Raw genomic sequence first — 22,628 nt, forward strand, 5'->3', positions numbered from 1 at the left:
TGCCTCGGCTTCGCGAAGCTTGTTCCCCGGTACATGACCGCACGACTCCAGTGTTTCCACTCAGTCGTATTTTTTTCTTAACAGTGAAGATTGATCCGGCGCGCTTTCACGTCAAGTGATTTGTGGCGTCGTGCACATCACGGTTGCGAAACGCTCGCTTTGTCCTTCTCCCCTTGTGGGGTGAGAAGCGGTCCGCGGTAGCGGACGGAAAGCCAATTGCTTTCGAGCTTCGAACGCCCTGAGCCTGCGAAGGGCCGGGGGTGCAACCCTCAGGATCGCGGCCTGGTCTTTTGCGGATCGTAGTGGGCGAAGGCCACGACGCGCGCCGGCAGCCGCTTGGCATGACCGTCGAGCTTGCCGATCTCCACCTCTGTGCCGATTGCCGCGTGGGTGACGTCAAGCCTCGCCAGAGCGATGTTTTTGTTCAGCACCGGCGAGCGCATGCCCGAGGTGACGACACCGATCTGGGCGCGGCCGATATGGACGCAATCCCCATGGCCGACGGCGACATTGCTGTCGATGTCGAGGCCAACGAGCTTGTGCTGCGGATGTTCCTTGCGCCTTATCAGAGCCTCGCGGCCGATGAAATCGTCGGTCTTGGCCTTCAACGGTACGGTGAAGCCAATGCCCGCCTCGAACGGGTCGGTCTGGTCGGAGAATTCGTAACCGGCGAAGATCAGCCCGGCTTCGATGCGCACCATGTCGAGTGCCTGCAGGCCCATCGGCTTCAGCCCGTGCGGCTGGCCGGCCTCCCAGATGGCATCGAACACTTTTTCGGCGTCGCGTGGGTGGCACCAGATTTCGTAGCCGAGCTCGCCGGTATAACCGGTGCGCGACACCACGACCGGAATGCCATTGCCGCCGCCGATGCGCGCGACAGCGAAGCGGAACCATTCGAGTTCGTCGATCGACGGTTGCAGCGGCGAGGTCCAGACCACCTCTCGCAAAATGTCACGGCTCTTCGGCCCTTGGACAGCGACATTGTGCATCTGATCGGTGGAGGAACGCACCAGCACGTTGAGGCCAAGCTTTTTCGCGGTGTCGCGCAGCCATTCGCCGGACAGGTCGTCGCCGCCGACCCAACGGAAATTGTCCTTGCCGAGCCGCAGCAGCGTGCCGTCGTCGATCATGCCGCCATGCTCGTAGCACATGGCGGAATAGACGACCTGGCCGACGCCGAGCTTCTTGACGTCGCGGGTCAGCGTGTATTGCAGCAGCGCCTCGGAATCCGGGCCGGTGACCTCGAACTTGCGCAACGGCGACAGGTCCATGATCACGGCATCCTGCCGGCAGGCCCAGTATTCGGCGATGGCGCCTTCCTTGGCGAAGGAATTGGCCAGCCAATAACCCCGGTATTCCACGAAGTTGCGGGTGTGCTTGGCGAAGCTTGAATGGAAGGCGGTCTCGCGGGTCATTTTCGGTTCCGAATCGGGCGTCATGCGTCTGGCGATCGCTCGCGAGAATTTGTGTTGGCCGGAATAGGTTCGCACATGGATGTCGGTCGGGTTCCAGCCATTGGCCGGTGTCGTGTCGTCGGGACAGGCGGAGGAGACGCAGACGATGTCGGTGAGCGCCCTGAGCAGGACATAGTCGCCGGCGCGCGACCACGGCTCATCCGACACCATGACGCCATGGGCGTCGATCGCCGTGTTGAAGAAGAAGTTGATCGCCATCCAGCCGGCACGTGGGGTGACACCCTTGTCGGCCAGCGCGCGGTTGAAATTCTCCGAGCAGTTGGTGTGGCCGGGATAGCCGATGTCGTCGTAATATTTGGCGGCACACGCCAGCGCGAACGCGTCATGCCGGCCGCATGTGTCCTGGATAACCTCGACCAACGGCTCCATGTCCTGGTCGTAATATTTCGAGTGAAGGCCGGGCATCGGGTAGCTCGACCCCATCAGCGTGCGCGTGGTCGTTACGTCGAGCGGATGGTCCAGCCCCTTGTCCAGCTTGCGCGCCGAGAAGCACTGGAAATCGGTGCACTGGCGGCCGTCGACATCGATGATCTGCAGGTAGTCGCCCGCCTTGACGAAATAGGGTTCGGCTGTCGCCGAATGGACGCGCAGATCGAGCACCGGATCGGCAAGCGGATCGGCCAGCTGCGACTTTGTCTTCAGGCGCACGGTGGCGCGGCGCACCATGACGGTGAGCGGCGTTGCCGTGTCGTGGCCGTCGACCAGCATCGGCCCGCTAGGCGCTGCAATCAGCAAGCCGCCATCGCGCGCGACGGTGAAGGCCTGCTCGGTGCCTGCCGGCGTGGCGCCGCCGAAGACGCGCACCGCCTTGGCCTGGTCAAGCTGCACCTGGCGGCGCTCGAGTCCGCGGCGCACGGAAGCGAGGCTATCGTCGCCCTCGGCCAATAGCGCCTTGATCCCGGCGGCATTGCTATTGGACTTTTCGCCGAAGATGGCGGGGTCGGTGGCGCCTGACTTGTCCCAGGCCAAAAGCTCGCAGGCCTGGCCGCCCTCGACATTGCGGATGGCAAATGTATCGCCGGCCTCGATATCGATCAGCACCGCGCCGTTACCGGGGGCCGCATACCGCTCCATGCCCGGCGGCAGCGCGATCTGGCCGGGCCGCAGGATGAGGCTTGGCCGGGGCGGCCCGGCTGTCACTGAAGGGTAGGGCGACTGGCTCATCTCAGCCTTGCGGTTCGAGAAACAAGTTTGCCTGTGTGTAAAATTACTTTAGCTGCAAGAATAGCAGCGCAGTTGCGTTTGGCAAGGCTGGCTCCCCCTTCTCCCTCTGTGGGAGAAGGTGTCGCCGCAGGCGACGGATGAGGGGTGTTCCAGCGGTGAGACGTTGGCGTACCCTGGAACACCCCTCATCCGTCTCGGCACTAACGCGCCGATCTTCCTTCTCCCACAAGGGGAGAAGGAAGAAGCGCACAAGCGCTACGCCAAATCCTCGGAATGCCCGATCTCGACACCATACTCCGCCGCCGAATCCAGCATCGTGTGCCACAGACTTTCAGCAAATGTCGCAAACATCAGCACGTTGAACACCGCCTGCCCATCCGGCCGGTCATTCCCGCGCCAGAGCGTGACGCTGGTGTGATCCATCGAGGTCGCGGCAGCCGCCCCAACCAGAAATGCATCGGGATGCAGATCGATCGACGACAGCTTGCCCAGCATCGCCCGCGCCTTGGTACCGGAGATACTGATCAGCACTCGCGCATGCGACTGGTCCGATAGCGAAGCGGAAGACGCGAACGTCTGGGCGAGTGCTTCAGTCCCATGCTTGCCGCCCTTCAACAGCACGAAGAACTGGTCCGGTCCCGACCAGATCAGCGTCGCATCCGAAGTCTGCACCGCCTTGGGTGTCTCAGGAGCCGCAACACCGAAGCTTGCCTTCGCAGCGTTGGCCAAATCTCCCGCCTTGCCGCGCCGCGCCATCACCTGGATCAGGTCGAAATTGCGGATTTCGGTCAGCAACACGCCGACATTGCCGTTCGCGCCGTAAGGCCCGACAACAAGTGCCCGCTCGAGCGGGCTACGAACATCCCAGGAAAAATCAGCCACGCTGGCGCCCTCCATCGGGATCGTAGAAGACGGGATTGCAGAGCTCGACATCATAGTCTTCACCGCGCAGCGGATCATGCGCGTGGACGATCTCGCCGATGCGTTCGCGGCCGCGCTCGACAAGGCCGAGACCGATCCACTGGTCGAGCGTCGGCGAGAAGCAGACCGAGGTGACGTAGCCTTGGTCGTTATCAGGCCCGGGCGTCTGGCCCTTCGGGATGATGTGCGCGCCGGAGCGCAGGCGGCGCGCCTTGTCGATCGGCTTGATGCCGACCACGACCTGCCGGTCCGGCGCCACCAGCGCCTCGCGGCCGGCCATGACGCGACCGATGAAATCCTTCTTGGTCGACATCATCTTGCCGAGGCCGAGATCGGCGGCGGTCGTCATGCCGCTCAGTTCCGGTCCGGCGACATGGCCCTTTTCAACGCGCATGACGCCGAGGGCTTCTGTGCCATACGGCGTCACGCCGAACGGTTTTCCCGCCAGCATCAAATTGCGTGCCATCGCTTCACCGTAACGCGCCGGCACCGAAATCTCGAACGCCATCTCGCCGGAGAAGGAGATGCGGAACAGCCGCGCCTTGATGCCGCCGCGCAAAGCGACTTCGCGCACGCCCATGAAGGGAAAACCTTCGTTCGAAAGGTCCTCGGCAGGGTCGACGATTTCCTTCAACAGGTCTCGCGTCCTTGGCCCGGCAATCGAGAACTGCGCCCACTGGTCGGAGACCGAGGTCAGTTGCACGTCGAGTTCGGGGAATAGCACCTGCCGGCAGAATTCGAGATGCTGCATCACCAGCCCGGCCTTCGCCGTGGTCGTGGTGAGGAAATAATGGTCCTCGGCCAGCCGCGAGGTCGTGCCGTCATCATAGACGAGGCCGTCCTCGCGCAGCATCAGCCCGTAGCGGGCTTTTCCCACGGCAAGGTTTGAGAAGGTGTTGATGTAGACGCGGTCGAGGAAGGCGCCGGCATCGGGGCCGTGCACATCGATCTTGCCCAGCGTCGAGACATCGCAGAAGCCGACGCCCGAGCGCACCGCCTTGACCTCGCGGGTGACCGATTCCAGCCAGTCCTTCTCGCCCGCGCGCGGATACCATTGCGCGCGCTTCCACAGGCCGGTGTCGACAAAGATCGCGCCTTGTTCGGCCGCCCAGTGATGCGACGGCGTCAGCCGCGTCGCATGGAAATTTTCGTCGCGATGGTGGCCGGCAAAGGCGCCGATGGCGACCGGCACGTACGGCGGGCGATAGATGGTCGTGCCGGTCTCGGGAATGGATTTGCCCGACACCGCCGCCATGATGGCGAGGCCGGCGACATTGGACGTCTTGCCCTGGTCGGTCGCCATGCCGAGCGTGGTGTAGCGCTTCAGATGCTCGACCGATTCAAAACCCTCGCGCTGCGCCAGCTCGATGTCGGACGCGGTGACGTCATGCTGCTGGTCTACAAAGGCCTTGCCTTTGCCGGCGACGTGCCAGAGCGGGGTCAGTGAGAAGGACTCGTCGCCGGCAACAGCTGCAGAGCCCGGATTGCCATTGCGTCCCGCGTCCCGCGCCGCTGCGGCGCCGGCCTCGAAACCTGCGCGCAGGCAGGCGCCTAGCCCGAAGTCGCCGTTAGCCGCACCTGCGGCGACCATACCGGGCGGCGCGCCGTCCGGCACGAAGGCGGCGATGTCGTCTCGCCATTTCGGCCGGCCGCCATGGTAAGAGGTGAGCCCGACCGCCGGATTCCAGCCGCCGGAAACGGCAAGCCCGTCGGCCTCGACCTCGGCGCGCGCGCCGCCGGTCAGCGACACCGCTATTTTTCTTACGCCGTCCTTGCCGCCGTCGACGCCGCTGACCGAACCATGCAGCACGGTGAAGCCGTTCATGGAAGCGAGAGAACGATGGGCAGGCGAGACGTCAGGCCGCGCGTCGATCACCGCCGCGATCTGCAGCCCGGCGCCGAGTGCCGTCTCGACCGTGCGCCAGCCATCCTCATTGTTGGTGAACAGCGCGATCCGCTTTGCCGGCGTCGCCGCATAACGTGTGACGTAGGTGCGGATGGCGGACGCCATCATCACGCCGGGCGTGTCATTGCCGGCAAAGACGATGGGACGCTCAATCGCGCCGGCGGCGACGACGCAGCGCTTGGCCACGATGCGCCACAGGCGCTGGCGCACTTGATGCTCGGGCGGTACCGGCAGATGATCGTTGACCCGCTCGATCGCGCCATAGGTACCGCCGTCATAGACGCCGAAAAGGGTCGTGCGGGTCATGATGCGGACATCCGGCATCGAGCTGAGCTCGGCCAGTGTGCGCGACAGCCACTCCGCGGCCGGCAGACCGTCGATCGTGCCGCCATCCGACAACAGACGGCCGCCGGGCGCAAAATCTTCTTCGCACAGGATGACGCGCGCACCGCTGCGGCCTGCAGCGAGTGCGGCGGCGAGACCGGCCGGACCGGAGCCGGCGATCACCACATCGCAATGCGCCCAGGCCTTGTCGTAGTGATCCGGATCGGGGGTGACCGCCGCGCGACCCAGACCCGCGGCGCGTCGGATCGCCGGCTCGTAGACCATTTCCCAGAATTTTGCCGGCCACATGAAGGTCTTGTAGTAGAAGCCGGCGACGAAGATCGGTGCGAACAGCTGGTTCACCGACATCACATCGTGGCGCAGCGAGGGCCAGCGGTTCTGGCTTGCCGCTTCGAGGCCTTCATACAGTTCGGCCGTCGTGGCCTTGGTGTTGGCCTCGCGCCGTGCGCCGGTGCGCAGTTCGACCAGCGCGTTGGGTTCTTCCGAGCCCGCAGTCAGAATGCCGCGCGGACGATGGTATTTGAACGAGCGGCCGACCAGCTTGACGCCATTGGCGACCAGCGCCGACGCCAGCGTGTCGCCCTGGAAGCCGGAAAATGTCGTGCCGTCGAAGCGGAAGGTGAGGGGGGTGGAACGGTCGATGAGACCGCCGGATGAGAGACGATGAGAGGTCACGATGTCCAGCCTCTGATCCATATGGTGTCATGGCGAAGGATGGCGCCGCCCCTTACCCTCCCCCTTGTGGGGAGGGTCGCTGCGCAGCAGCGGGGTGGGGGTGCGGCACCGCCCCCCCCCCCCCCCCGCCGGTCCCCCACCCCCCCCCCCGGGGGGTGGGGGGGGGGGCGGGCGCGGGGGGGGGGGGGGGGCCGCGGCACCGACCCCCACCCGGACCTGCGGTCCGACCTCCCCACAAGGGGGAGGTAGGGGGCTGGCGCTTTTCGCGACGGCTACGATTTCGACAGGATAGCTCATGTCGCCACCTGCCTCGCCCCGGCGCCCGCCGCCGGCTCCACCGCCGAGATCTCGTGCGTCAGCGTGTTGCGGGTGACCTTCAGCCAGGCCCGGCAGCCGCCGCCGTGATACCAGTTCTCAGCCATCACGCCGGCGACATTGTCGCGCAGATAGACGTAGTCGTAGACAGCATCCTCGCCGGCACCCGCCGCCGGCCGCGCCGGCTTGGCGTCGCCGAGATAGCTGAACTCGCCGAGTTCGCGTTCGCCGCAGAAGGGACAGACAATACGCATCTCGCCAGCCTCAGTGCAGGTTCGGTTGGGCGCCCTGGCCCTTTTCGTCGATCATGGCGCCAGTCCGGAAGCGGTCGAGCCGAAACAGCGCCGCCTCCTTGTGCGTTTCGTCACGCGCCAGCAGATGGGCAAAGACGAAGCCGGAACCGGGCGTCGCCTTGAAGCCGCCATAACACCAGCCGGCGTTGAGGTAGAGCCCGTCGACCGGCGTCTTGTCGATGATCGGCGAGCCATCCATCGACATGTCCATGATGCCGCCCCACTGGCGCAGAAGCCGCACGCGGCCGATCATCGGGATCAGCGCCATGCCGCCTTCGCAGACATCTTCCATCACAGGCAGATTGCCGCGCTGGGCGTAGGAATTATAGCCGTCGATGTCGCCGCCGAAGACCAGCCCGCCCTTGTCGGACTGGCTGACATAGAAATGCCCGGCGCCGAAGGTCATGACGCCAGGAATGAGCGGCTTGATCGCCTCCGAGACGAAAGCCTGCAGCACATGGCTTTCGATCGGCAGGCGCATGCCCGCCATCGCTGCGACACGCGACGATGACCCGGCGACTGCCATGCCGACCTTGCCGGCGCCGATCTTGCCGCGCGACGTCTCGACGCCAGTCACCTTGCCGTTGCCGTCCCGGACAAAGCCGGTGACCTCGCAGTTCTGGATGATGTCGACGCCGAGTTCGCTCGCCGCATGGGCATAGCCCCAGACCACCGCGTCATGCCGCGCGGTGCCGCCGCGGCGCTGCAGGAGGCCGCCCTGCACGGGAAAGCGCGCATGGTCGAAATTCAGGAACGGCAGCATCTTCTTCAGCGCTGCCTGGTCGAGCAGTTCGGCATCGATGCCATTGATGCGCATGGTGTTGCCGCGCCGCGCATAAGCGTCGCGCTGCGCATCGGAATGATAGAGGTTGAGGACGCCGCGCTGGCTGACCATGGCGTTATAGTTGAGGTCCTGCTCCATCCGCTCCCAAAGCTTCATCGAAAGCTCGTAGAAGCCGGTATTGCCGGGCAGGCCGTAATTGGAACGGATGATGGTGGTGTTGCGGCCGGCATTGCCGGAGCCGATCCAGCCCTTTTCCAGCACGGCGACGTTTCTGATGCCGAACTCGCTGGCGAGGAACCAGGCGGTGGCGAGCCCATGGCCGCCGCCGCCGATGATCACCACATCGTAGTGGTCCTTGGGCGCCGCATCGCGCCAGGTGCGCTGCCAATTCTTGTGGCCGGAAAGGGCAGCACGGGCGAGCGAGAAGATCGAATATTTCATCGGGTCATTCCGAGGTCGCTCGCACAGCGGGGACGATTATATGTCCAGCGTGTGGTCGCGCTCCCATTGCGTGAAGTGCGAAGCATAGGAATTCCATTCCTGGTGCTTCAGCTTTAGATAAGCCGACGAGAATTCCTCACCCAGCGCCGCCTTGAGCGATTTGTCCTTGTCGTATTCGCGAAGCGCGTCGAGCAGATTGAGCGGCAGCTTCGGCGCGCCTTTCACCGTGTGGCCGTTCTGGTACATGTCGATGTCGTAGCGCTTGCCGGGATCGGCCTTGGAGCGGATGCCGTCGAGACCGGCGGCAATGATGACGGCCTGCAGCAGATAAGGGTTTGCGGCGCCGTCCGGCAACCGCAGCTCGAAGCGGCCGGGGCCGGGCACGCGCACCATGTGGGTGCGGTTGTTTCCGGTCCAGGTCACCGTGTTCGGAGCCCAGGTGGCGCCCGAAATGGTGCGCGGCGCGTTGATGCGTTTGTAGGAGTTCACCGTCGGGTTGGTGATGGCGGCCAGCGCCGAGGCATGTTTCATGATGCCGCCAAGGAAATTCTTGCCCTTGGCCGACAGGCCGAGCTCCATCGCATTGTCGGCAAAGACGTTGACCTTGCCGGCCTTGTCCCACACCGAAATATGGGCGTGGCAGCCATTGCCGGTCAGGCCCTGGAAGGGCTTAGGCATGAAGGTCGCGCGCAGGCCGTGCTTTTCCGCCACCGACTTGACCATGAACTTGAAGAACGAGTGCTTGTCGGCGGTCGCCAGCACATCGTCGAAGGCCCAGTTCATCTCGAACTGGCCGTTGGCGTCCTCATGGTCGTTCTGGTAGGGGCTCCAGCCCAGCGCCAGCATATGATCGCAGATCTCGGCGATGACATCGTAGCGGCGCATCACCGCTTGCTGGTCGTAGCAGGGTTTTGAAGCCGTGTCGTATTTGTCGGAGATGACGCTGCCGTCCGGCGAGATCAGGAAGAACTCAGCCTCGACGCCGGTCTTGACATGCATACCGTCAGTGGCGGCTTCCGCAATCAGCCGGCGCAGCGTGTTGCGCGGCGCCTGCTCGACCTCCTTGTCGTCCATGATGCAGTTGGCGGCGACCCAGGCGACCTCGGGCTTCCACGGCAGCTGGATCACCGAATCCGGATCCGGCACCGCCAGCATATCAGGATGCGCCGGCGTGAGGTCGAGCCAGGTGGCGAAACCGGCGAAGCCGGCGCCGTCCTTCTGCATGTCGGCGATCGCCTGCGCCGGCACCAGCTTGGCGCGCTGGCCGCCGAACAGGTCGGTGTAGGAAATCATGAAATATTTGACGCCGTTCTCTTTGGCGAATGCGGCGAGATCGTTCCCCATTATAGTTCCTCGCTTATTTTGATGTGTTTTTTAGAAGCCGTTTTTCCCCGGTATCCAGTTGGTGCCGGCCAGCGGCACGCCGGCCATGGCGGCGGCTTCGATGGTGAGGGCTACGAGATCCTCGGGCTCGAGATTGTGCAGGCTGTTCTTGCCGCAGGCACGCGCAATGGTCTGCGCCTCCAGCGTCATCACCTTGAGGTAGTTCGCCAGCCGCCGTCCGGCGGCGACCGGATCGACCCGCTTCATCAGTTCGGGGTCCTGCGTGGTGATGCCCGCGGGGTCGCGACCCTCGTGCCAGTCGTCATAGGCCCCGGCGGTGGTGCCGAGCGCATTGTATTCGGCCTCCCAGCGCGGGTCGTTGTCGCCGAGCGCGACGAGCGCTGCCGTGCCGATCGACACCGCGTCGACGCCGAGCGCCAGCGCCTTGGCGACGTCGGCGCCATTGCGGATGCCGCCCGACACGATCAGCTGCACCTTGCGGTGCATGCCGAGATCCTGCAGCGCCTGCACCGCCGGCCTGATGCAGGCAAGCGTCGGCTGGCCGACATTTTCGATGAATACTTCCTGGGTGGCCGCCGTGCCGCCCTGCATGCCGTCGACCACGACGACATCGGCGCCGGCCTTCACCGCAAGTGCTGTGTCGTAATAGGGGCGGGCGCCGCCGACCTTGACGTAGATCGGCTTTTCCCAGTCGGTGATCTCGCGCAGCTCGAGGATCTTGATCTCGAGATCGTCCGGCCCGGTCCAGTCGGGATGGCGCGAGGCCGAACGCTGGTCGATGCCTTTCGGCAGCGTGCGCATTTCGGCAACGCGGTCGGAGATTTTCTGGCCAAGCAGCATGCCGCCACCGCCCGGCTTGGCGCCCTGGCCAACGACCACTTCGATGGCGTCGGCGCGGCGCAAATCCCTGGGGTTCATGCCGTAGCGCGACGGCAGGTACTGGTAGACCAGTTGCTTGGAATGGCCGCGCTCTTCCTCGGTCATGCCGCCGTCGCCGGTGGTGGTCGACGTGCCTGAGAGTGTGGCGCCACGGCCGAGCGCTTCCTTGGCCGGGCCGGACAGCGACCCGAAGCTCATGCCGGCAACGGTGATCGGGATTTTCAGCTCGATCGGCTTCCTGGCGTAACGCGAGCCGAGCACGACGCTGGTGTCGCACCGCTCGCGATAGCCTTCCAGCGGATAGCGCGAGATCGAGGCGCCGAGGAACAGCAGATCGTCGAAATGCGGCAGCTTCCGCTTGGCCCCGGCGCCCCTGATGTCATAGATGCCGGTCGCCGCGGCGCGGCGGATTTCGGAAAGCGTGTAGTCGTCGAAGGTCGCGGATTTGCGCGGCGTCGTCGGCGGGTTCTTGTAGGTCATGCTGCCTCAATACGCGTCGGCGTTGTCGATATTGAAATTGTAGAGCGTGCGCGCCGAGCCGTAGCGCTTGAATTCCGACGGCTTGACGCCGGTGACGCCGGCGCGGTCGAGCAGTCCCTGCAGCAGTTCGATATGCTCGGGCCGCATCTCCTTGGCGATGCAGTCGGCGCCCAGGCTTTCGACCTTGCCGCGCACGAACAGCCGCGCTTCGTAGATGGAATCGCCAAGTGCGTCGCCGGCATCGCCCAGCACCACTAGATTGCCGGACTGCGCCATGAAGGCCGACATGTGGCCGATATTGCCGTGCACGACGATGTCGATGCCCTTCATCGAGATGCCGCAGCGCGAGGACGCGTTGCCCTCGATGACGAGCAGCCCGCCCTTGCCGGTGGCGCCGGCATACTGGCTGGCGTCGCCCTTGATGACGATCGAACCCGACATCATGTTTTCGCCGACACCGGGGCCGGCCGAGCCGTGCACGGTAATCGCGGCGCCGTCATTCATCCCGGCGCAGTAGTAGCCGACGCTGCCGCGCACATCGATGCTGACAGGCTGGTCGACGCCGACGGCAACCGAATGGCTGCCCTTCGGGTGCAGCACTTCCCACGCCGTTTCGTTGGAGCCGGGCGTCAGATTGTGCAGCGCCTGGTTGAGCTCGCGCAGCGACGACACATCAAGATCGAAGACCCGGGACGCCTGGTCTTGCGCCGCCTTCGAAAGTTTGGTTGCCGGCATGGGCTCAATGCTCCCAGAAATAGACGGTTGCGGGTTCCGGTTCCCAGACCCTCGCATTGTCTATGCCGGGCAGTTTGGTCAGCGCGCGATATTCCGAGCCGAACGCGACATACTGATCGGTCTCGGCCATGACGGCGGGCTTGCAGGCGATCGGATCGCGCACCACGCCGAAACCGTTCTTGGTGCCGACGACGAAGGTGAAGAAGCCGTCGAGGTCGGACAGCGTGCCTTCCAGCGCCTCGCCGAGGTTCTTGCCATGCGCCATCTGCGAGGAGAGATAGGCGGCGGCGACCTCGGTGTCGTTCTCGGTCTCGAATTTCATGCCCTCCCGCACCAGCTCACGCCGCACATTGTTGTGATTGGACAGCGAGCCATTGTGCACCAGGCACTGGTCGGCGCCGGTCGAGAACGGATGCGCGCCCATCGTGGTGACGGCCGATTCCGTCGCCATGCGGGTATGGCCGATGCCATGCGTGCCGGTCATCGAGCGGACGTCGAAGCGGTCGACGACCGCTTCCGGCAGACCGACTTCCTTGTAGATTTCCACCGCTTCGCCGGCGCCCATGATGCGCACGTCGGGGCGGATTGACTGCAGCGCTTCGCGCGCGGCATCGACCTTGTCGGGCGCGGTCCGGAGCACCGCATGCGTCGACTTCACCGCTATGCTCACCGGCGCGCCAATGGCCTTGGCGAGTTCGGCGTCGAGGCCGCGGAAATCGCGCTCGGGCTTCGCCGACTGGATCGTGATCTTGGCTTCATTCCTGGAAGGCGCGCCATAGATGGCAATGCCGGCGCTGTCGGGGCCGCGATCGCTGAGCGATATCAGCATCTGCGACAGCATCGAGCCGAGCTGCGGCTCAAGCGACTTGTCTTTCAGAAAAAGTCCGACGATTCCACACATGTCAGCCTCCCGGCGTTACCACTAGACGATGATGTATCGAATGCGTCGTGCGAATTCAATCATATGAAAAAAATATTCCTGTAGTTACGTATCTGGCTCGATGCGGCCTTGTGCACTATCGCCGCCGTCGCGGGCGCTGTGAATCCATGTGGCGGTGCGGATGCGGGCGATTTTGTAGGCGTCGAGGATCGACAGCGCATAGATCAGGAAGCCGCCGGCGTGGCGGCCGACGAAGCTGGCGTCGGCCGGCGCGATCTTGGCTGTCACCCAGGCGAGGATCACCATGAAGAACAGGAATTGCAGGCCGCGCACAGGCACGCCCAGAATGACGTGGCCGCTGGCCGGCAAGACGATTGCGGCGCCGAGCACGAGATAGGGGTTTGCCGGTGGGGGTAGGGGGGCGTTCATGCCACCTGCCTTTCCTGTCTGTTGATGGCGTCGCGCAGCGTCGAAGCCGAGGTGAGCAACCTTTCGACCAGCGCCGGATCGAGCCTTGTGGCGCCGAATGCTGCCTGGCGGAATACGCCATAGCGGGCACGCTCGGCCTCGGCCAGCAGCCAGACGATGCGCAGGCCGTTTGGCGTGATCAAAAGTTCCTTGGCGCGGCCTTCGGCAAAGATGTCGAGAAGGCTGGCGATCAGGTTCTGCGGAAAGCGCGCCGCCCTGAGGTCGGTTCGCAGCACGGCTTCAGCCGGAAATCCCGGAGCCTTCGGCAGCGTATGCTGAAGATGATCGAAATTGGAGAAGGTCGTCGGCGAGCCCGGCCGCATCATCATGTCGAAGGTCGCCGGCACCGCAACCGGCTCTGTGATCGTGACACTCAACCATCGCGCCGGCAGCTTTCGCGTTGCCAGCGTGTCGACGATGGTGCGCAGCTGCACGCGCTGTCCGTTCCATGTGCCGGCCCAGGTGACAACGCCGGCTGTGCCATCGGAGACATCAACCGCATCTGTGATGACGGTCCGGATGCTGGCTGCCTCGGCTGCAAGATCAGCCTTGGCCTTTTTGCGGCTGGCGCGCGTATGCCAGGCGAGGTGCAGGACGAGAGCCACGGCGACCGCCCCGGCCAGCAATGCTGTCGTCACGTCAGACACCTCGTCACGCCATGCCCGCCCAGACCGGCAGGCCCTCTCCTGTCAATAGCCCTGCGGCTTCGGCCACGGCATGGTGAACTGGTCGCCGCGGCGCACATAGCGGTAACGGTAGAAGTGGAACCACAGCGAGATCAGGAAGTAGAAGGCGACCATGGCGATCAGCTGCGTGCCGTAGCCGAGGAAGATCGCAAAGAAGGTCACCACGCAGAGGCAAAACAGCACGATGGCCGGGATCGGGTGGAACGGGTGCGTATAGCCGCGGCGGATCGTGCCCAGCGGCCACTTTTTGCGGAACATCATGATGTTTATGCTCATGAAGGTGTATTGCAGCACGCCCGACAGGATCGAGAAGGTGATCGCCTGGTTGAGGTCGGCGATGAAGGCGAAGGCGAGCGCGATCGGCAACAGGAACAGGATCGAGCGATAGGGCGTGCGGTATTTCGGGTGCACGGCCGAGAACCATGTCGGCAGATAGCGGTCGCGTCCAAGCGAGAACCACGCGCGGGCCGCATCGTTGATACAGCCGTTGGCCGACGCCAGTGCCGCGAGCAGCGTGGCGACGAACAACAGGTTTTCCAGCAGCGGGCTGCCGGTCAGCTTGCCGGCGTCCCACAAGGGATAATAGGTGATACCGAGGTACTCCCAGGGCATCAGCGAGGCGCAGACATACCAGGTCATGGCGGCGGCGATCAAAAGCGTGATCATGCCGGCCATGGTGCCGTAAGGCAGCGAACGCGCCGGGGAGCGCACTTCCTCGGCGGCCTGCGTGGTGCCTTCGATGCCGAGATAGTACCAGATGCCGAACTGGAAGGCCGCGATGACGCCGATCCAACCATAGGGCAGCGCATTGCCGGGGGTGACCAGCTCGTTGAGCTTCAGCACAGCACCCTGCGTCCAGGGGCTGACCGAGAAGAACAGGATAACGATCGAGACATAGGCTATCGCCGTGATGACGAAGTTGACGTTGAGCGTCATCAGCACGCCGCGATAGTTCAGCCATGCCAGCACGACGATGGTGGCGGCAATGAAGGAGTTGTGGGTGAGCCCTTCGACGCCGGCCTTGGCGACGATGGTGTCGCCGAGCAGGATGGCGTCCGAAACCTCCAGCATGGTGTAGGCAAAGACCAGGAACAGCGCGACGTTGAAGGCCATCAGGGGCCCGACAATGTGCTTAGCCTGCGCGTATTGGCCGCCGGCGGCGGCAACCGTCGATGTCACCTCGGAGTCGATCATGGCGACCGAAGTGTACAAGAGCCCGACCACCCAGCAGACGATCAGCGCCGCCAGTGCGCCGCCCTTGTCCGCCGAGAAATTCCAGCCGGTGAATTCGCCGACCAGCACGATGCCGACGCCAAGCGCCCAGACATGGGCCGGGCCGAGCACGCGTAGCAGTGAAACTCTGTCGCCGTGTATTGCCGGTTCAAGCGTGATCGTCATTGTTCAATCCCCACTCAGATCCGGTGTTTTTCGGAAGCGGCTTCAAGCTCGCCTTCGCGCGAGGAAGTCAGCACCTCCTCGGAATAGGTCGTGTCGATCTTGAACCAGTCGTAGAGCATCCACAGCGCAAGCACGACCGAGATGCCCCACGATGCGTAAGAGAGTGCGACCCACATGAGCGTGCTTCCCCAAAATCTCTGGCGTTACTTGTCGTCGAACTTTTCGTTGATGACGTCGCGATATTCGCGGTCGGAGGCGCGGAACAGGAAGACGAAATAGCCGATCAGCACCGCCGCCATGATGATCAGCGTCGGCCAGTCGATGATGTAGTGGAAGCGGTTCTGGATGATGTCGTGCGCGGTCTCCGGCGTATAGCCGAGCTTTTCCCAGATCGAGGCCATGGTCGGGTTCTGTCCCAACGCTTCCCAGGTCTTGGCATCGAGCGCGTCGATGGATTTCGCCGCACCCGCCAGGCCGAGTTTCAATGGCAGCCACAGCGCCACGAAAATGGCGACCACGACGACCACGATATCGAAAATCTGCCCGGCCTTGCCTTGTTCCGGCGGCGTGTAGCGCGACATGTCTTCTACCCCTCAGGACGTTCTGTTTTCAGGACTTGCGGCTGCGGGCCGCGTCGGCGTTCTTGATGTCGAGACCGTAGATGAAGTCCTTGTCTTCCTTGTAGTGATTGACCATCGCCAGGATGGCGGCCGTGTTGAAGATCAGCACTGCGGCCGCCGCGATCGCGACGACGATCTTGATCCCGGTGTCCGGGATGTAGGGCCATGTCATGACGAGCACGAAGAGGATCGTCGCCCAAAGGCAGATGATCAGCAGCGCGGATCCGCGCAGGTCGGAACGGTACAGCGCTTCGATGCGCTGCTGCAGGTCTGACATCGGTTTTCCCCTTTTTCCAGCGCCCGACCCCGAATTGGCCGCCCGCTGCCCTCTTTCAACAGAGTGAAATTTTTTTCATAAATTCGGGCCGAATCCAGCAATTGTCAAGCCGATTTTACGTTGGGTTAACCGTTTGTCCCCAGCCGCGAATTTTGCCTGACAATGAAATTATTTGCTTGCGGGTATTGCGGCATCAGGACGTTTGCGATCAATATTCGACCAAATGCTCCCGCCTCCGCGCAGGGAGCCGGGAACACAATAGAATTTTCGAACGGAGGATTTGCGGATGACGGCATCCTGGAGATTTTCGACCCTGGCGGATCGCCATCGCGCGTTAGGCTCGAAGCTCGAAGACTGGAGCGGCATGGGCACCGCCTGGACCTACGACAAGGACGCCGACGAGGAATACACCGCCATCCGCACCAGGGCCGGGCTGATGGATGTGTCGGGCCTGAAGAAGGTTCACATCACCGGGCCGCACGCCTCACACCTCATCGACCTGGCAACGACGCGCGACGTGGAGAAGATCTATCCCGGCAAGTCGGCCTATGCCTGCATGCTGAACGAGGCCGGAAAATTCACCGACGACTGCATCCTCTACCGCACCGGGCCGAACGCCTGGATGGTGGTGCACGGCTCCGGCACCGGCCATGAGGAATTGCAGCGCGCTTCCGTCGGCCGCGACGTATCGCTGCGCTTCGACGACAATCTGCACGACCTGTCGCTGCAGGGACCGACCGCGGTCGACTATCTCTCAAAGCATGTGCCGGGCATTCGCGACCTCAACTATTTCCATCATATGCAGACGCAGCTGTTCGGCTTTCCCGTCATGATCTCGCGCACCGGCTATACCGGCGAGCGCGGCTACGAGATATTCTGCCGCGGCCAGGACGCCGGCACGATCTGGGACAGGATCCTCGACGAGGGCAAGAGCGCCGGCATCATTCCGTGCCGCTTCACCACGCTCGATATGCTGCGCGTCGAAAGTTATTTGCTGTTTTATCCCTATGACAACTCGCAGAAATATCCGTTCGAGAACGAAGGCCCCGGCGACACGCTGTGGGAGCTCGGCCTCGACTTCACCGTCAGCCCCGGCAAGACCGGCTTTCGCGGCGCCGAAGAGCATTACCGCCTCAAGGGCAAGGAGCGCTTCAAGATCTACGGCGTGCTGCTCGACGGCAAGCAACCCGCGGATGAGGGCGCGCCGGTCTATCGCGACGGCAAAAAGGTGGGCGTGGTCACCTGCGCCATGTATTCGCCGCTGGTCGAGAAATCGATGGGCATCGCCCGCCTCGACGTCGACTGCGCGGTCAAGGACACCAAGCTCGAGATCCGCAACAAGAGCGGTTCGATCAGGGCGACGGCGCAGCCTCTGCCCTTCGACGATCCCAAAAAGACCAAGCGCACGGCGAAAGGCTGAGGCACAATCGACAGCGAGGGGTTTCGAGGTACGAAGTAGAGAATGGCAGCCAAAACGATCATCAGCCGGCCCATTTACGGAACCCTGTCCCCGCAGCCCGGCAAGCATCATCTTTTCGTGGCGGATGCGGAAGGCGCGCTGGCGATCGTCGATATGGCAAGGACGGCGCCCCCCGGCTTCTTCGACGGCGCCGAAATCGTCTTCATTCCCGGGGCCGACGGCAAGCACGTTGCCGCTCTTGAGGCACTGAAGTCCGCGCAATTTCATGTCGCGCCAACCTTCGCCAGCCTGCTGCCCCGGCTGAAGCAGACGCTTGCCAACGCGCATATGGGCCTGCGCCTCTATCTCGCCGGCACCGAAGGGCTGATCGGCCAGGCCATGCAGGTGGCGCTCGAAGCCGGCATCGATCATACCTCCATGCAGACCGAGCATCGCGGCTCATTGGCGCGGCGCATGCAGTGCGTGCATTGCAAAGGCATCACCGAAAATGTGACGACGCAGCCGGCCACCTGCGCGCATTGCGGCCTGCTGCTTCTGGTGCGCGATCATTATTCGCGACGGCTGGCAGCATTCCAGGGCGTCTGCATAAATGCCGAGGATCGCTCGGAGATCCCTCCCATAGAGGAGGTCTTCCCATGAGCACCGGCACCACCAAGCTCGATGTCGTCGTCAGCGACGTCGTCCCGGTCAACGAACTGGTGACGCGCTTCCATTTCCGCCGCCGTGACGGTGAGCTTTTGCCGACCTTTTCCGGCGGCGCCCATGTCGTGGTCGAGATGCGCGATGGCGACCGCACAAGGCTCAATCCCTATTCGCTGATGGGATCGCCGCTCGACACCCGCGAATACACCATCTCGGTGCGCCGCGACGATGTCGGCCGCGGCGGCTCGTTGTTCATGCACCGGAGCGTCAAGCCTGGCCTGGAGATGGTGGTCAGCTACCCCGTCAATCTGTTCTCGCTCGACCTCAGGGCAAAGAAGCATCTGATGCTTGCCGGCGGCATCGGGATCACGCCGTTCATGGCGCAGACCGCGCAGCTCGCCGGGTCCGGCGGCAATTTCGAGCTGCACTACACCTGCCGCACCGCCTCGCTCGGCACCTATGCCGATGTGCTGCAGGAGCGCTATGGCCGTCGCGTCCGGCTCTATCACGACGACCGCGACGAGCGCATCGAACTCGACCGTCTCTTGTCCTCGCAGCCGCTCGGCACCCATCTCTATGTCTGCGGCCCGGCCGGCATGATCAACTGGGTGCGCGAGCGCGCTGCGGCTCTCGGCTGGCCGGCGGAGACCGTGCACTACGAGCATTTCGCGGCACCCCAGCCCGGCCTGCCGTTCGACGTCACACTTGCCGTTAGCGGCAAGACCATCCGCGTCGGCGAGCAGCAGAGCCTGCTCGAAGCGATCGAGGCCGCCGGCGTCGATCCGCCCTATCTCTGCCGCGGCGGTGTCTGCGGCCAGTGCGAGACCAACGTCGTCTCGTATGACGGCAAGTTCATCCACAACGACCACTGGCTCAGCGAGGAAGACCATCGTTCCGGCTGCAAGATCATGCCGTGCGTGTCGCGCTTCGAAGGCAAGTCGCTGGTCCTGGAAAGATAGGAGGCCAGCTTGGGCATCACCTTTCGCAAGGAAACGTTTCGCGACGATTTCACCTTCAGGAACAGCCCGGAACACATCAGGCGGTTTCCGTTCCCGTTCCACGAAGACGCCTACATGTATGCGGTCAACATCGAGCCGCATGTGGTTGGCCCCAAGGGCAGCGTTCTGGAAAACCTGATCGACGTCGACGAGCACTATGTCGCCGAGATGCAGGACCGTGCACTGGTGCTGGCCGACGATCCGCTGCGCTGCCAGTCGCTGCCGCATATGACGCTGGCCGGCTGGGACCTGCTCGAACTTTTGATGGAGCAACAGGCACTTGGCTATCCCGAGCATTTCACCCTGACCCGCGACGGCGACCGCTGGCGCTGGATCAACCGGCCGCTCGGCATCGACGACACCTTCACCTTCGGCGACACCTCGACACTGCCTTACGGGCCGATGGAGTACATCACCCGCCAGAGCCAGGGTGATTTCTGCATTCTCGATCAGCGCGACGGCAATCTTTGGATGGACGCCGGCATGGTCACCACTCAGGCCGACTGGTCGCTCGATTTCGACATCGGCATGAATTTCTTCGAATGGCACGCGCCGGTGCCGCTGGCGCATGAGAAGGGGATTTTCGTCAGGGCGCTGAAGTTCCTCACCAACATCCAGCAGGGCAAGCCGGCGCGGCGTCTCAACTGGACGATGACCATCAACCCGCGCCTCGACACCAGTCCGGAGAATTACCACAAATGGGGCCCGGACCGCGCGACGGTGACGCCCGAAAATGTCGGCGACAAGGTGCATCTGCGCGTCGAACTGCAAAGCTTCTGGCGCCTGCCGCGCTCGAACGGCATCGTCTTCCCGATCCGCTGCTATCTGATCAAGATGGACGAACTGGTGACACAGCCGAAATGGGCAAGGCGACTGCACCGGGTGATCCGGGATTTGCCGGAAGAGCTGGCCACCTACAAGGGCCTGACGCGGTATCGGCCGACATTGGTGGAATGGCTGTCGAAGCTGGATGATGGCAGTGCGACGTCACCGGGGTTCGGGCCGGACTAAAGGCCCCCTCATCCGGCCGCTGCGCGGCCACCTTCTCCCCGAGCGGAGAAGAGATCGCCAGCGCTGACGCCAGACTCCTCTCCCCTCGGGGCAATCCGGGTGAGCGGGCTGCGGCGGTCCGACTACCCCGCGCTCTGCGGATAGCAAATAATCGACAGATACCGCATCGGAAGTTTCGTCAGTTGCTCCGGCCCGTGCGGCGCGTCGGCGTCGAAGAACAGGCTGTCGCCCGGCTTCATCGGATAGAGGTTGCTGCCGTGCCGGTACACCACCTCGCCCTCCAGCATATAGAGGAATTCCATGCCCTCATGCTGGAAGGTCGGGAACACATCCGAATCCTCGGTCAGCGTAATCAGATAGGGCTCGACGACGACGCCGCTGGTGTTGGAGCCGATATGGCCGAGCAGATTGTATTGATGGCCGGCGCGGGTGCCGCGGCGTTCGACATCTAGCCCTTCGCCGGCCTTGACGAAGACGGCGCTGCGCTCTTCCTCGAATCGGCGGAAGAAGGCGGTGACGGGAACGCCGAGCGCCCTCGACAGCGCCTGCAGTGTGGTCAGCGACGGCGAGGTGATGCCGTTCTCGATCTTCGACAGCATGCCCAGCGAAATATCGGTGGCGACGGCGAGATCGGCGACGGTGATGCCGAGCTTCTTGCGGAAGGCGCGCACCTCGCGCCCGATCGCCACCTCCAGCACTTTTTCGCGCGTGTCGCGAATGGCGTGCGGATTCTGCGTCAGCGGCGCGCGGATGGTTTTTCCGTCCACGGAGGCCTTTGCCGGTGGCTTTGCCCTTGTCGAAGCAGTCTTGGAATCGGAACTTGTCTTCGCCATCTCGCCTCCGAATCCCCATGATTATTTCACTCCAGGTGAACATATTCGGTGCCGATACAGAAACGCAACCGCGCAGCAAGCCCCTTAAGTCGAATGGTGTCCGAACAGGATTTACGCCGTCATCCGTTTTTCCGGAAATCCGCTGGGGCGAAACGCGGTTTCTCCACAAGGCCTGTTGACAGCATCCAAGAGGCAATTACTGTCCTGTGAGTGAAATTTGTTTCGTAAGAGCAATTCCAAAAATCGAATGACACCGGGAGGCCTGCCATGAAAACGCGCGTTGCCGTCATTGGAGCGGGGCCATCCGGTCTGGCCCAGCTCAGGGCCTTCAAGTCGGCTGCCGACAAGGGCGCCGAGATCCCCGAAATCGTCTGCTTCGAAAAGCAGTCGGACTGGGGCGGCCTGTGGAACTACACCTGGCGCACCGGCCTCGACGAGCATGGCGACCCCGTCCACGGCTCGATGTACCGCTACCTCTGGTCGAACGGACCGAAGGAATGCCTGGAATTCGCCGACTATACGTTCGAGGAGCATTTCGGCCGCCCGATCGGATCCTACCCGCCGCGCGCCGTTTTGTGGGATTACATCAAGGGTCGCGTCGAGAAATCAGGCCTGCGCAAATGGGTGCGCTTCAACAGCCCGGTGCGCATGGTCACCTTCTCGGACGAGAGCAGGAAATTCACTGTCACCGCGCATGACCGCACCAACGACGTCACCTACTCCGAAGAGTTCGACAATGTCGTCGTCGCTTCCGGGCATTTCTCGGTTCCCAACGTTCCCTATTTCGAAGGCTTTTCGACCTTCAACGGCCGTATCCTGCACAGCCATGATTTTCGCGACGCCATGGAGTTCAAGGGCAAGGACATACTGATCATCGGCCGCTCCTATTCTGCCGAGGACATCGGCTCGCAATGCTACAAATACGGCGCCAGATCGATCACCTCCAGCTACCGCTCCAAGCCGATGGGGTTCAAATGGCCGGAGAACTGGAAGGAAGTGCCGCTGCTGCAGAAGGTCGTCGGCAAGACGGCGCACTTCAAGGACGGCACCACAAAAGATGTCGACGCCATCATCCTGTGCACCGGCTATCTGCATTCCTTCCCGTTCCTCACGGAAGAGCTGAAGCTGAAGACCGCCAACCGCATGTGGCCGGACGGGCTCTATGAGGGCGTCGTGTGGGAGAAGAACCCGAAACTGTCCTATATCGGCATGCAGGACCAGTTCTACACTTTCAACATGTTCGACGCCCAGGCCTGGTTCGCCCGTGACGTCATCATGGGCCGCATCAAGCTGCCGTCGGGACAGGCGATGGCCGAGCACGGCGCCAAGTGGCGGGCACGCGAAGAGACGCTGGAAGACGCCGAGCAGATGATCTGGTTCCAGGGCGACTACACCAAGGAACTGATGGACCAGACCGACTATCCCGGCTTCGACGTCGAGGCGGTCAACCAGACCTTCATGGAATGGGAGCACCACAAGGCGGAAGACATTATGAGCTTTCGCGACCACGCCTACCGCTCGCTGATGACCGGCACCATGGCGCCATTGCACCATACGCCCTGGCTGCAGGCGCTGGACGACTCGATGGAAAGCTATCTCCAGGTGAAGGGCGTGGCGGCGGAATAGGTCGGCGTGATG

General features: G+C 63.3%; 21 protein-coding genes. 5 read left to right on the plus strand and 16 right to left on the minus strand.

The window, feature by feature from the left end; translation table 11 throughout:
• Positions 1 to 269 precede the first annotated feature (269 nt).
• From NKI15_RS25575 to NKI15_RS25645, 15 genes are all read right to left on the minus strand, one after another.
• Positions 270 to 2,639, minus strand: coding sequence for a trimethylamine N-oxide demethylase (locus NKI15_RS25575; protein ID WP_023701513.1), 2,370 nt, complete (start codon positions 2,637 to 2,639; stop codon positions 270 to 272).
• A gap of 255 nt (positions 2,640 to 2,894) precedes the next feature.
• Positions 2,895 to 3,521 (minus strand): sarcosine oxidase subunit gamma, encoded by a 627-nt coding sequence (locus NKI15_RS25580; protein WP_023687059.1) that lies wholly within the window; start codon positions 3,519 to 3,521, stop codon positions 2,895 to 2,897.
• Positions 3,514 to 6,507 carry a sarcosine oxidase subunit alpha gene (locus NKI15_RS25585; protein WP_352514461.1) on the minus strand — a complete coding sequence of 998 codons (2,994 nt, stop codon included), beginning with the start codon at positions 6,505 to 6,507 and terminating at the stop codon, positions 3,514 to 3,516. The genes NKI15_RS25580 and NKI15_RS25585 overlap by 8 nt, the downstream gene beginning before the upstream one ends.
• A gap of 272 nt (positions 6,508 to 6,779) precedes the next feature.
• Entirely contained in the window at positions 6,780 to 7,055 is a 276-nt protein-coding gene (locus NKI15_RS25590) for a sarcosine oxidase subunit delta (protein ID WP_352514462.1), read from the minus strand.
• A 10-nt stretch (positions 7,056 to 7,065) separates the two neighbouring features.
• Positions 7,066 to 8,319 carry a sarcosine oxidase subunit beta family protein gene (locus NKI15_RS25595; protein ID WP_023819021.1) on the minus strand — a complete coding sequence of 418 codons (1,254 nt, stop codon included), beginning with the start codon at positions 8,317 to 8,319 and terminating at the stop codon, positions 7,066 to 7,068.
• A gap of 36 nt (positions 8,320 to 8,355) precedes the next feature.
• Positions 8,356 to 9,663, minus strand: a complete 1,308-nt coding sequence (glnT, locus tag NKI15_RS25600) for a type III glutamate--ammonia ligase (RefSeq protein WP_023726360.1) — start codon at positions 9,661 to 9,663, stop codon at positions 8,356 to 8,358.
• A gap of 30 nt (positions 9,664 to 9,693) precedes the next feature.
• Positions 9,694 to 11,022 (minus strand): FMN-binding glutamate synthase family protein, encoded by a 1,329-nt coding sequence (locus tag NKI15_RS25605; protein ID WP_023804356.1) that lies wholly within the window; start codon positions 11,020 to 11,022, stop codon positions 9,694 to 9,696.
• Between the two features lie 6 nt (positions 11,023 to 11,028).
• On the minus strand, positions 11,029 to 11,757 hold the full coding sequence (locus tag NKI15_RS25610; RefSeq protein WP_023668551.1) for a GltB/FmdC/FwdC-like GXGXG domain-containing protein: 729 nt from the start codon (positions 11,755 to 11,757) through the stop codon (positions 11,029 to 11,031).
• A gap of 4 nt (positions 11,758 to 11,761) precedes the next feature.
• Complete coding sequence (locus NKI15_RS25615; protein ID WP_023668550.1) at positions 11,762 to 12,658, minus strand: class II glutamine amidotransferase; 897 nt, start codon at positions 12,656 to 12,658, stop codon at positions 11,762 to 11,764.
• Positions 12,659 to 12,742: 84 nt separating this feature from the next.
• Positions 12,743 to 13,066 carry a hypothetical protein gene (locus tag NKI15_RS25620; protein WP_352514464.1) on the minus strand — a complete coding sequence of 108 codons (324 nt, stop codon included), beginning with the start codon at positions 13,064 to 13,066 and terminating at the stop codon, positions 12,743 to 12,745.
• Complete coding sequence (locus NKI15_RS25625; protein WP_352511556.1) at positions 13,063 to 13,752, minus strand: hypothetical protein; 690 nt, start codon at positions 13,750 to 13,752, stop codon at positions 13,063 to 13,065. Before NKI15_RS25625 ends, NKI15_RS25620 begins: the two co-directional genes overlap by 4 nt.
• A gap of 42 nt (positions 13,753 to 13,794) precedes the next feature.
• A complete protein-coding gene (locus tag NKI15_RS25630) occupies positions 13,795 to 15,189 on the minus strand; it encodes an APC family permease (protein WP_023668547.1) in 1,395 nt (464 codons plus the stop codon).
• 14 nt (positions 15,190 to 15,203) lie between these two features.
• Complete coding sequence (locus NKI15_RS25635; RefSeq protein ID WP_023668546.1) at positions 15,204 to 15,365, minus strand: hypothetical protein; 162 nt, start codon at positions 15,363 to 15,365, stop codon at positions 15,204 to 15,206.
• 27 nt (positions 15,366 to 15,392) lie between these two features.
• On the minus strand, positions 15,393 to 15,770 hold the full coding sequence (locus tag NKI15_RS25640; protein ID WP_023668545.1) for a hypothetical protein: 378 nt from the start codon (positions 15,768 to 15,770) through the stop codon (positions 15,393 to 15,395).
• A 28-nt stretch (positions 15,771 to 15,798) separates the two neighbouring features.
• A complete protein-coding gene (locus NKI15_RS25645) occupies positions 15,799 to 16,086 on the minus strand; it encodes a hypothetical protein (protein WP_023684429.1) in 288 nt (95 codons plus the stop codon).
• 286 nt (positions 16,087 to 16,372) lie between these two features.
• Here NKI15_RS25645 and NKI15_RS25650 point away from each other — a divergent pair, with 286 nt between their 5' ends.
• From NKI15_RS25650 to NKI15_RS25665, 4 genes are read left to right on the plus strand one after another with little or no spacing between them, the layout of a single operon-like run.
• Complete coding sequence (locus NKI15_RS25650; RefSeq protein ID WP_023668543.1) at positions 16,373 to 17,506, plus strand: aminomethyl transferase family protein; 1,134 nt, start codon at positions 16,373 to 16,375, stop codon at positions 17,504 to 17,506.
• A gap of 42 nt (positions 17,507 to 17,548) precedes the next feature.
• Entirely contained in the window at positions 17,549 to 18,145 is a 597-nt protein-coding gene (locus tag NKI15_RS25655; protein ID WP_023668542.1) for a dimethylamine monooxygenase subunit DmmA family protein, read from the plus strand.
• The gene (locus tag NKI15_RS25660; RefSeq protein ID WP_023687064.1) at positions 18,142 to 19,107 is read left to right on the plus strand and encodes a PDR/VanB family oxidoreductase; all 966 of its coding nucleotides are present in this window, start codon (positions 18,142 to 18,144) and stop codon (positions 19,105 to 19,107) included. The genes NKI15_RS25655 and NKI15_RS25660 overlap by 4 nt, the downstream gene beginning before the upstream one ends.
• A gap of 9 nt (positions 19,108 to 19,116) precedes the next feature.
• On the plus strand, positions 19,117 to 20,157 hold the full coding sequence (locus NKI15_RS25665; protein ID WP_023687065.1) for a heme-dependent oxidative N-demethylase family protein: 1,041 nt from the start codon (positions 19,117 to 19,119) through the stop codon (positions 20,155 to 20,157).
• Positions 20,158 to 20,279: 122 nt separating this feature from the next.
• Here NKI15_RS25665 and NKI15_RS25670 read toward each other — a convergent pair whose 3' ends face one another.
• On the minus strand, positions 20,280 to 20,990 hold the full coding sequence (locus tag NKI15_RS25670) for a helix-turn-helix domain-containing protein (RefSeq protein WP_023687066.1): 711 nt from the start codon (positions 20,988 to 20,990) through the stop codon (positions 20,280 to 20,282).
• Between the two features lie 267 nt (positions 20,991 to 21,257).
• On the opposite strand from NKI15_RS25670, the gene NKI15_RS25675 reads away from it, so the two are divergent.
• Positions 21,258 to 22,616 (plus strand): trimethylamine monooxygenase, encoded by a 1,359-nt coding sequence (locus NKI15_RS25675; protein ID WP_023709929.1) that lies wholly within the window; start codon positions 21,258 to 21,260, stop codon positions 22,614 to 22,616.
• The last annotated feature ends 12 nt before the right edge of the window (positions 22,617 to 22,628 follow it).

It is taken from the genome of Mesorhizobium sp. M0862 (genome assembly GCF_040319795.1).
In the GTDB taxonomy this organism is placed as follows: domain Bacteria; phylum Pseudomonadota; class Alphaproteobacteria; order Rhizobiales; family Rhizobiaceae; genus Mesorhizobium.

Excerpts from the sequence above, each read along its gene's own strand:
- NKI15_RS25610 (WP_023668551.1), bottom strand. The coding sequence starts at position 11,757 with ATGCCGGCAACCAAACTTTCGAAGGCGGCGCAAGACCAGGCGTCCCGG.
- NKI15_RS25605 (WP_023804356.1), bottom strand. The coding sequence starts at position 11,022 with ATGACCTACAAGAACCCGCCGACGACGCCGCGCAAATCCGCGACCTTC.
- glnT (WP_023726360.1), bottom strand. The coding sequence starts at position 9,663 with ATGGGGAACGATCTCGCCGCATTCGCCAAAGAGAACGGCGTCAAATAT.
- NKI15_RS25620 (WP_352514464.1), bottom strand. The coding sequence starts at position 13,066 with ATGAACGCCCCCCTACCCCCACCGGCAAACCCCTATCTCGTGCTCGGC.
- NKI15_RS25655 (WP_023668542.1), top strand. The coding sequence starts at position 17,549 with ATGGCAGCCAAAACGATCATCAGCCGGCCCATTTACGGAACCCTGTCC.
- NKI15_RS25615 (WP_023668550.1), bottom strand. The coding sequence starts at position 12,658 with ATGTGTGGAATCGTCGGACTTTTTCTGAAAGACAAGTCGCTTGAGCCG.
- NKI15_RS25640 (WP_023668545.1), bottom strand. The coding sequence starts at position 15,770 with ATGTCGCGCTACACGCCGCCGGAACAAGGCAAGGCCGGGCAGATTTTC.
- NKI15_RS25670 (WP_023687066.1), bottom strand. The coding sequence starts at position 20,990 with ATGGCGAAGACAAGTTCCGATTCCAAGACTGCTTCGACAAGGGCAAAG.
- NKI15_RS25585 (WP_352514461.1), bottom strand. The coding sequence starts at position 6,507 with ATGGATCAGAGGCTGGACATCGTGACCTCTCATCGTCTCTCATCCGGC.
- NKI15_RS25650 (WP_023668543.1), top strand. The coding sequence starts at position 16,373 with ATGACGGCATCCTGGAGATTTTCGACCCTGGCGGATCGCCATCGCGCG.
- NKI15_RS25575 (WP_023701513.1), bottom strand. The coding sequence starts at position 2,639 with ATGAGCCAGTCGCCCTACCCTTCAGTGACAGCCGGGCCGCCCCGGCCA.
- NKI15_RS25660 (WP_023687064.1), top strand. The coding sequence starts at position 18,142 with ATGAGCACCGGCACCACCAAGCTCGATGTCGTCGTCAGCGACGTCGTC.
- NKI15_RS25675 (WP_023709929.1), top strand. The coding sequence starts at position 21,258 with ATGAAAACGCGCGTTGCCGTCATTGGAGCGGGGCCATCCGGTCTGGCC.
- NKI15_RS25590 (WP_352514462.1), bottom strand. The coding sequence starts at position 7,055 with ATGCGTATTGTCTGTCCCTTCTGCGGCGAACGCGAACTCGGCGAGTTC.
- NKI15_RS25630 (WP_023668547.1), bottom strand. The coding sequence starts at position 15,189 with ATGACGATCACGCTTGAACCGGCAATACACGGCGACAGAGTTTCACTG.
- NKI15_RS25595 (WP_023819021.1), bottom strand. The coding sequence starts at position 8,319 with ATGAAATATTCGATCTTCTCGCTCGCCCGTGCTGCCCTTTCCGGCCAC.
- NKI15_RS25645 (WP_023684429.1), bottom strand. The coding sequence starts at position 16,086 with ATGTCAGACCTGCAGCAGCGCATCGAAGCGCTGTACCGTTCCGACCTG.
- NKI15_RS25635 (WP_023668546.1), bottom strand. The coding sequence starts at position 15,365 with ATGTGGGTCGCACTCTCTTACGCATCGTGGGGCATCTCGGTCGTGCTT.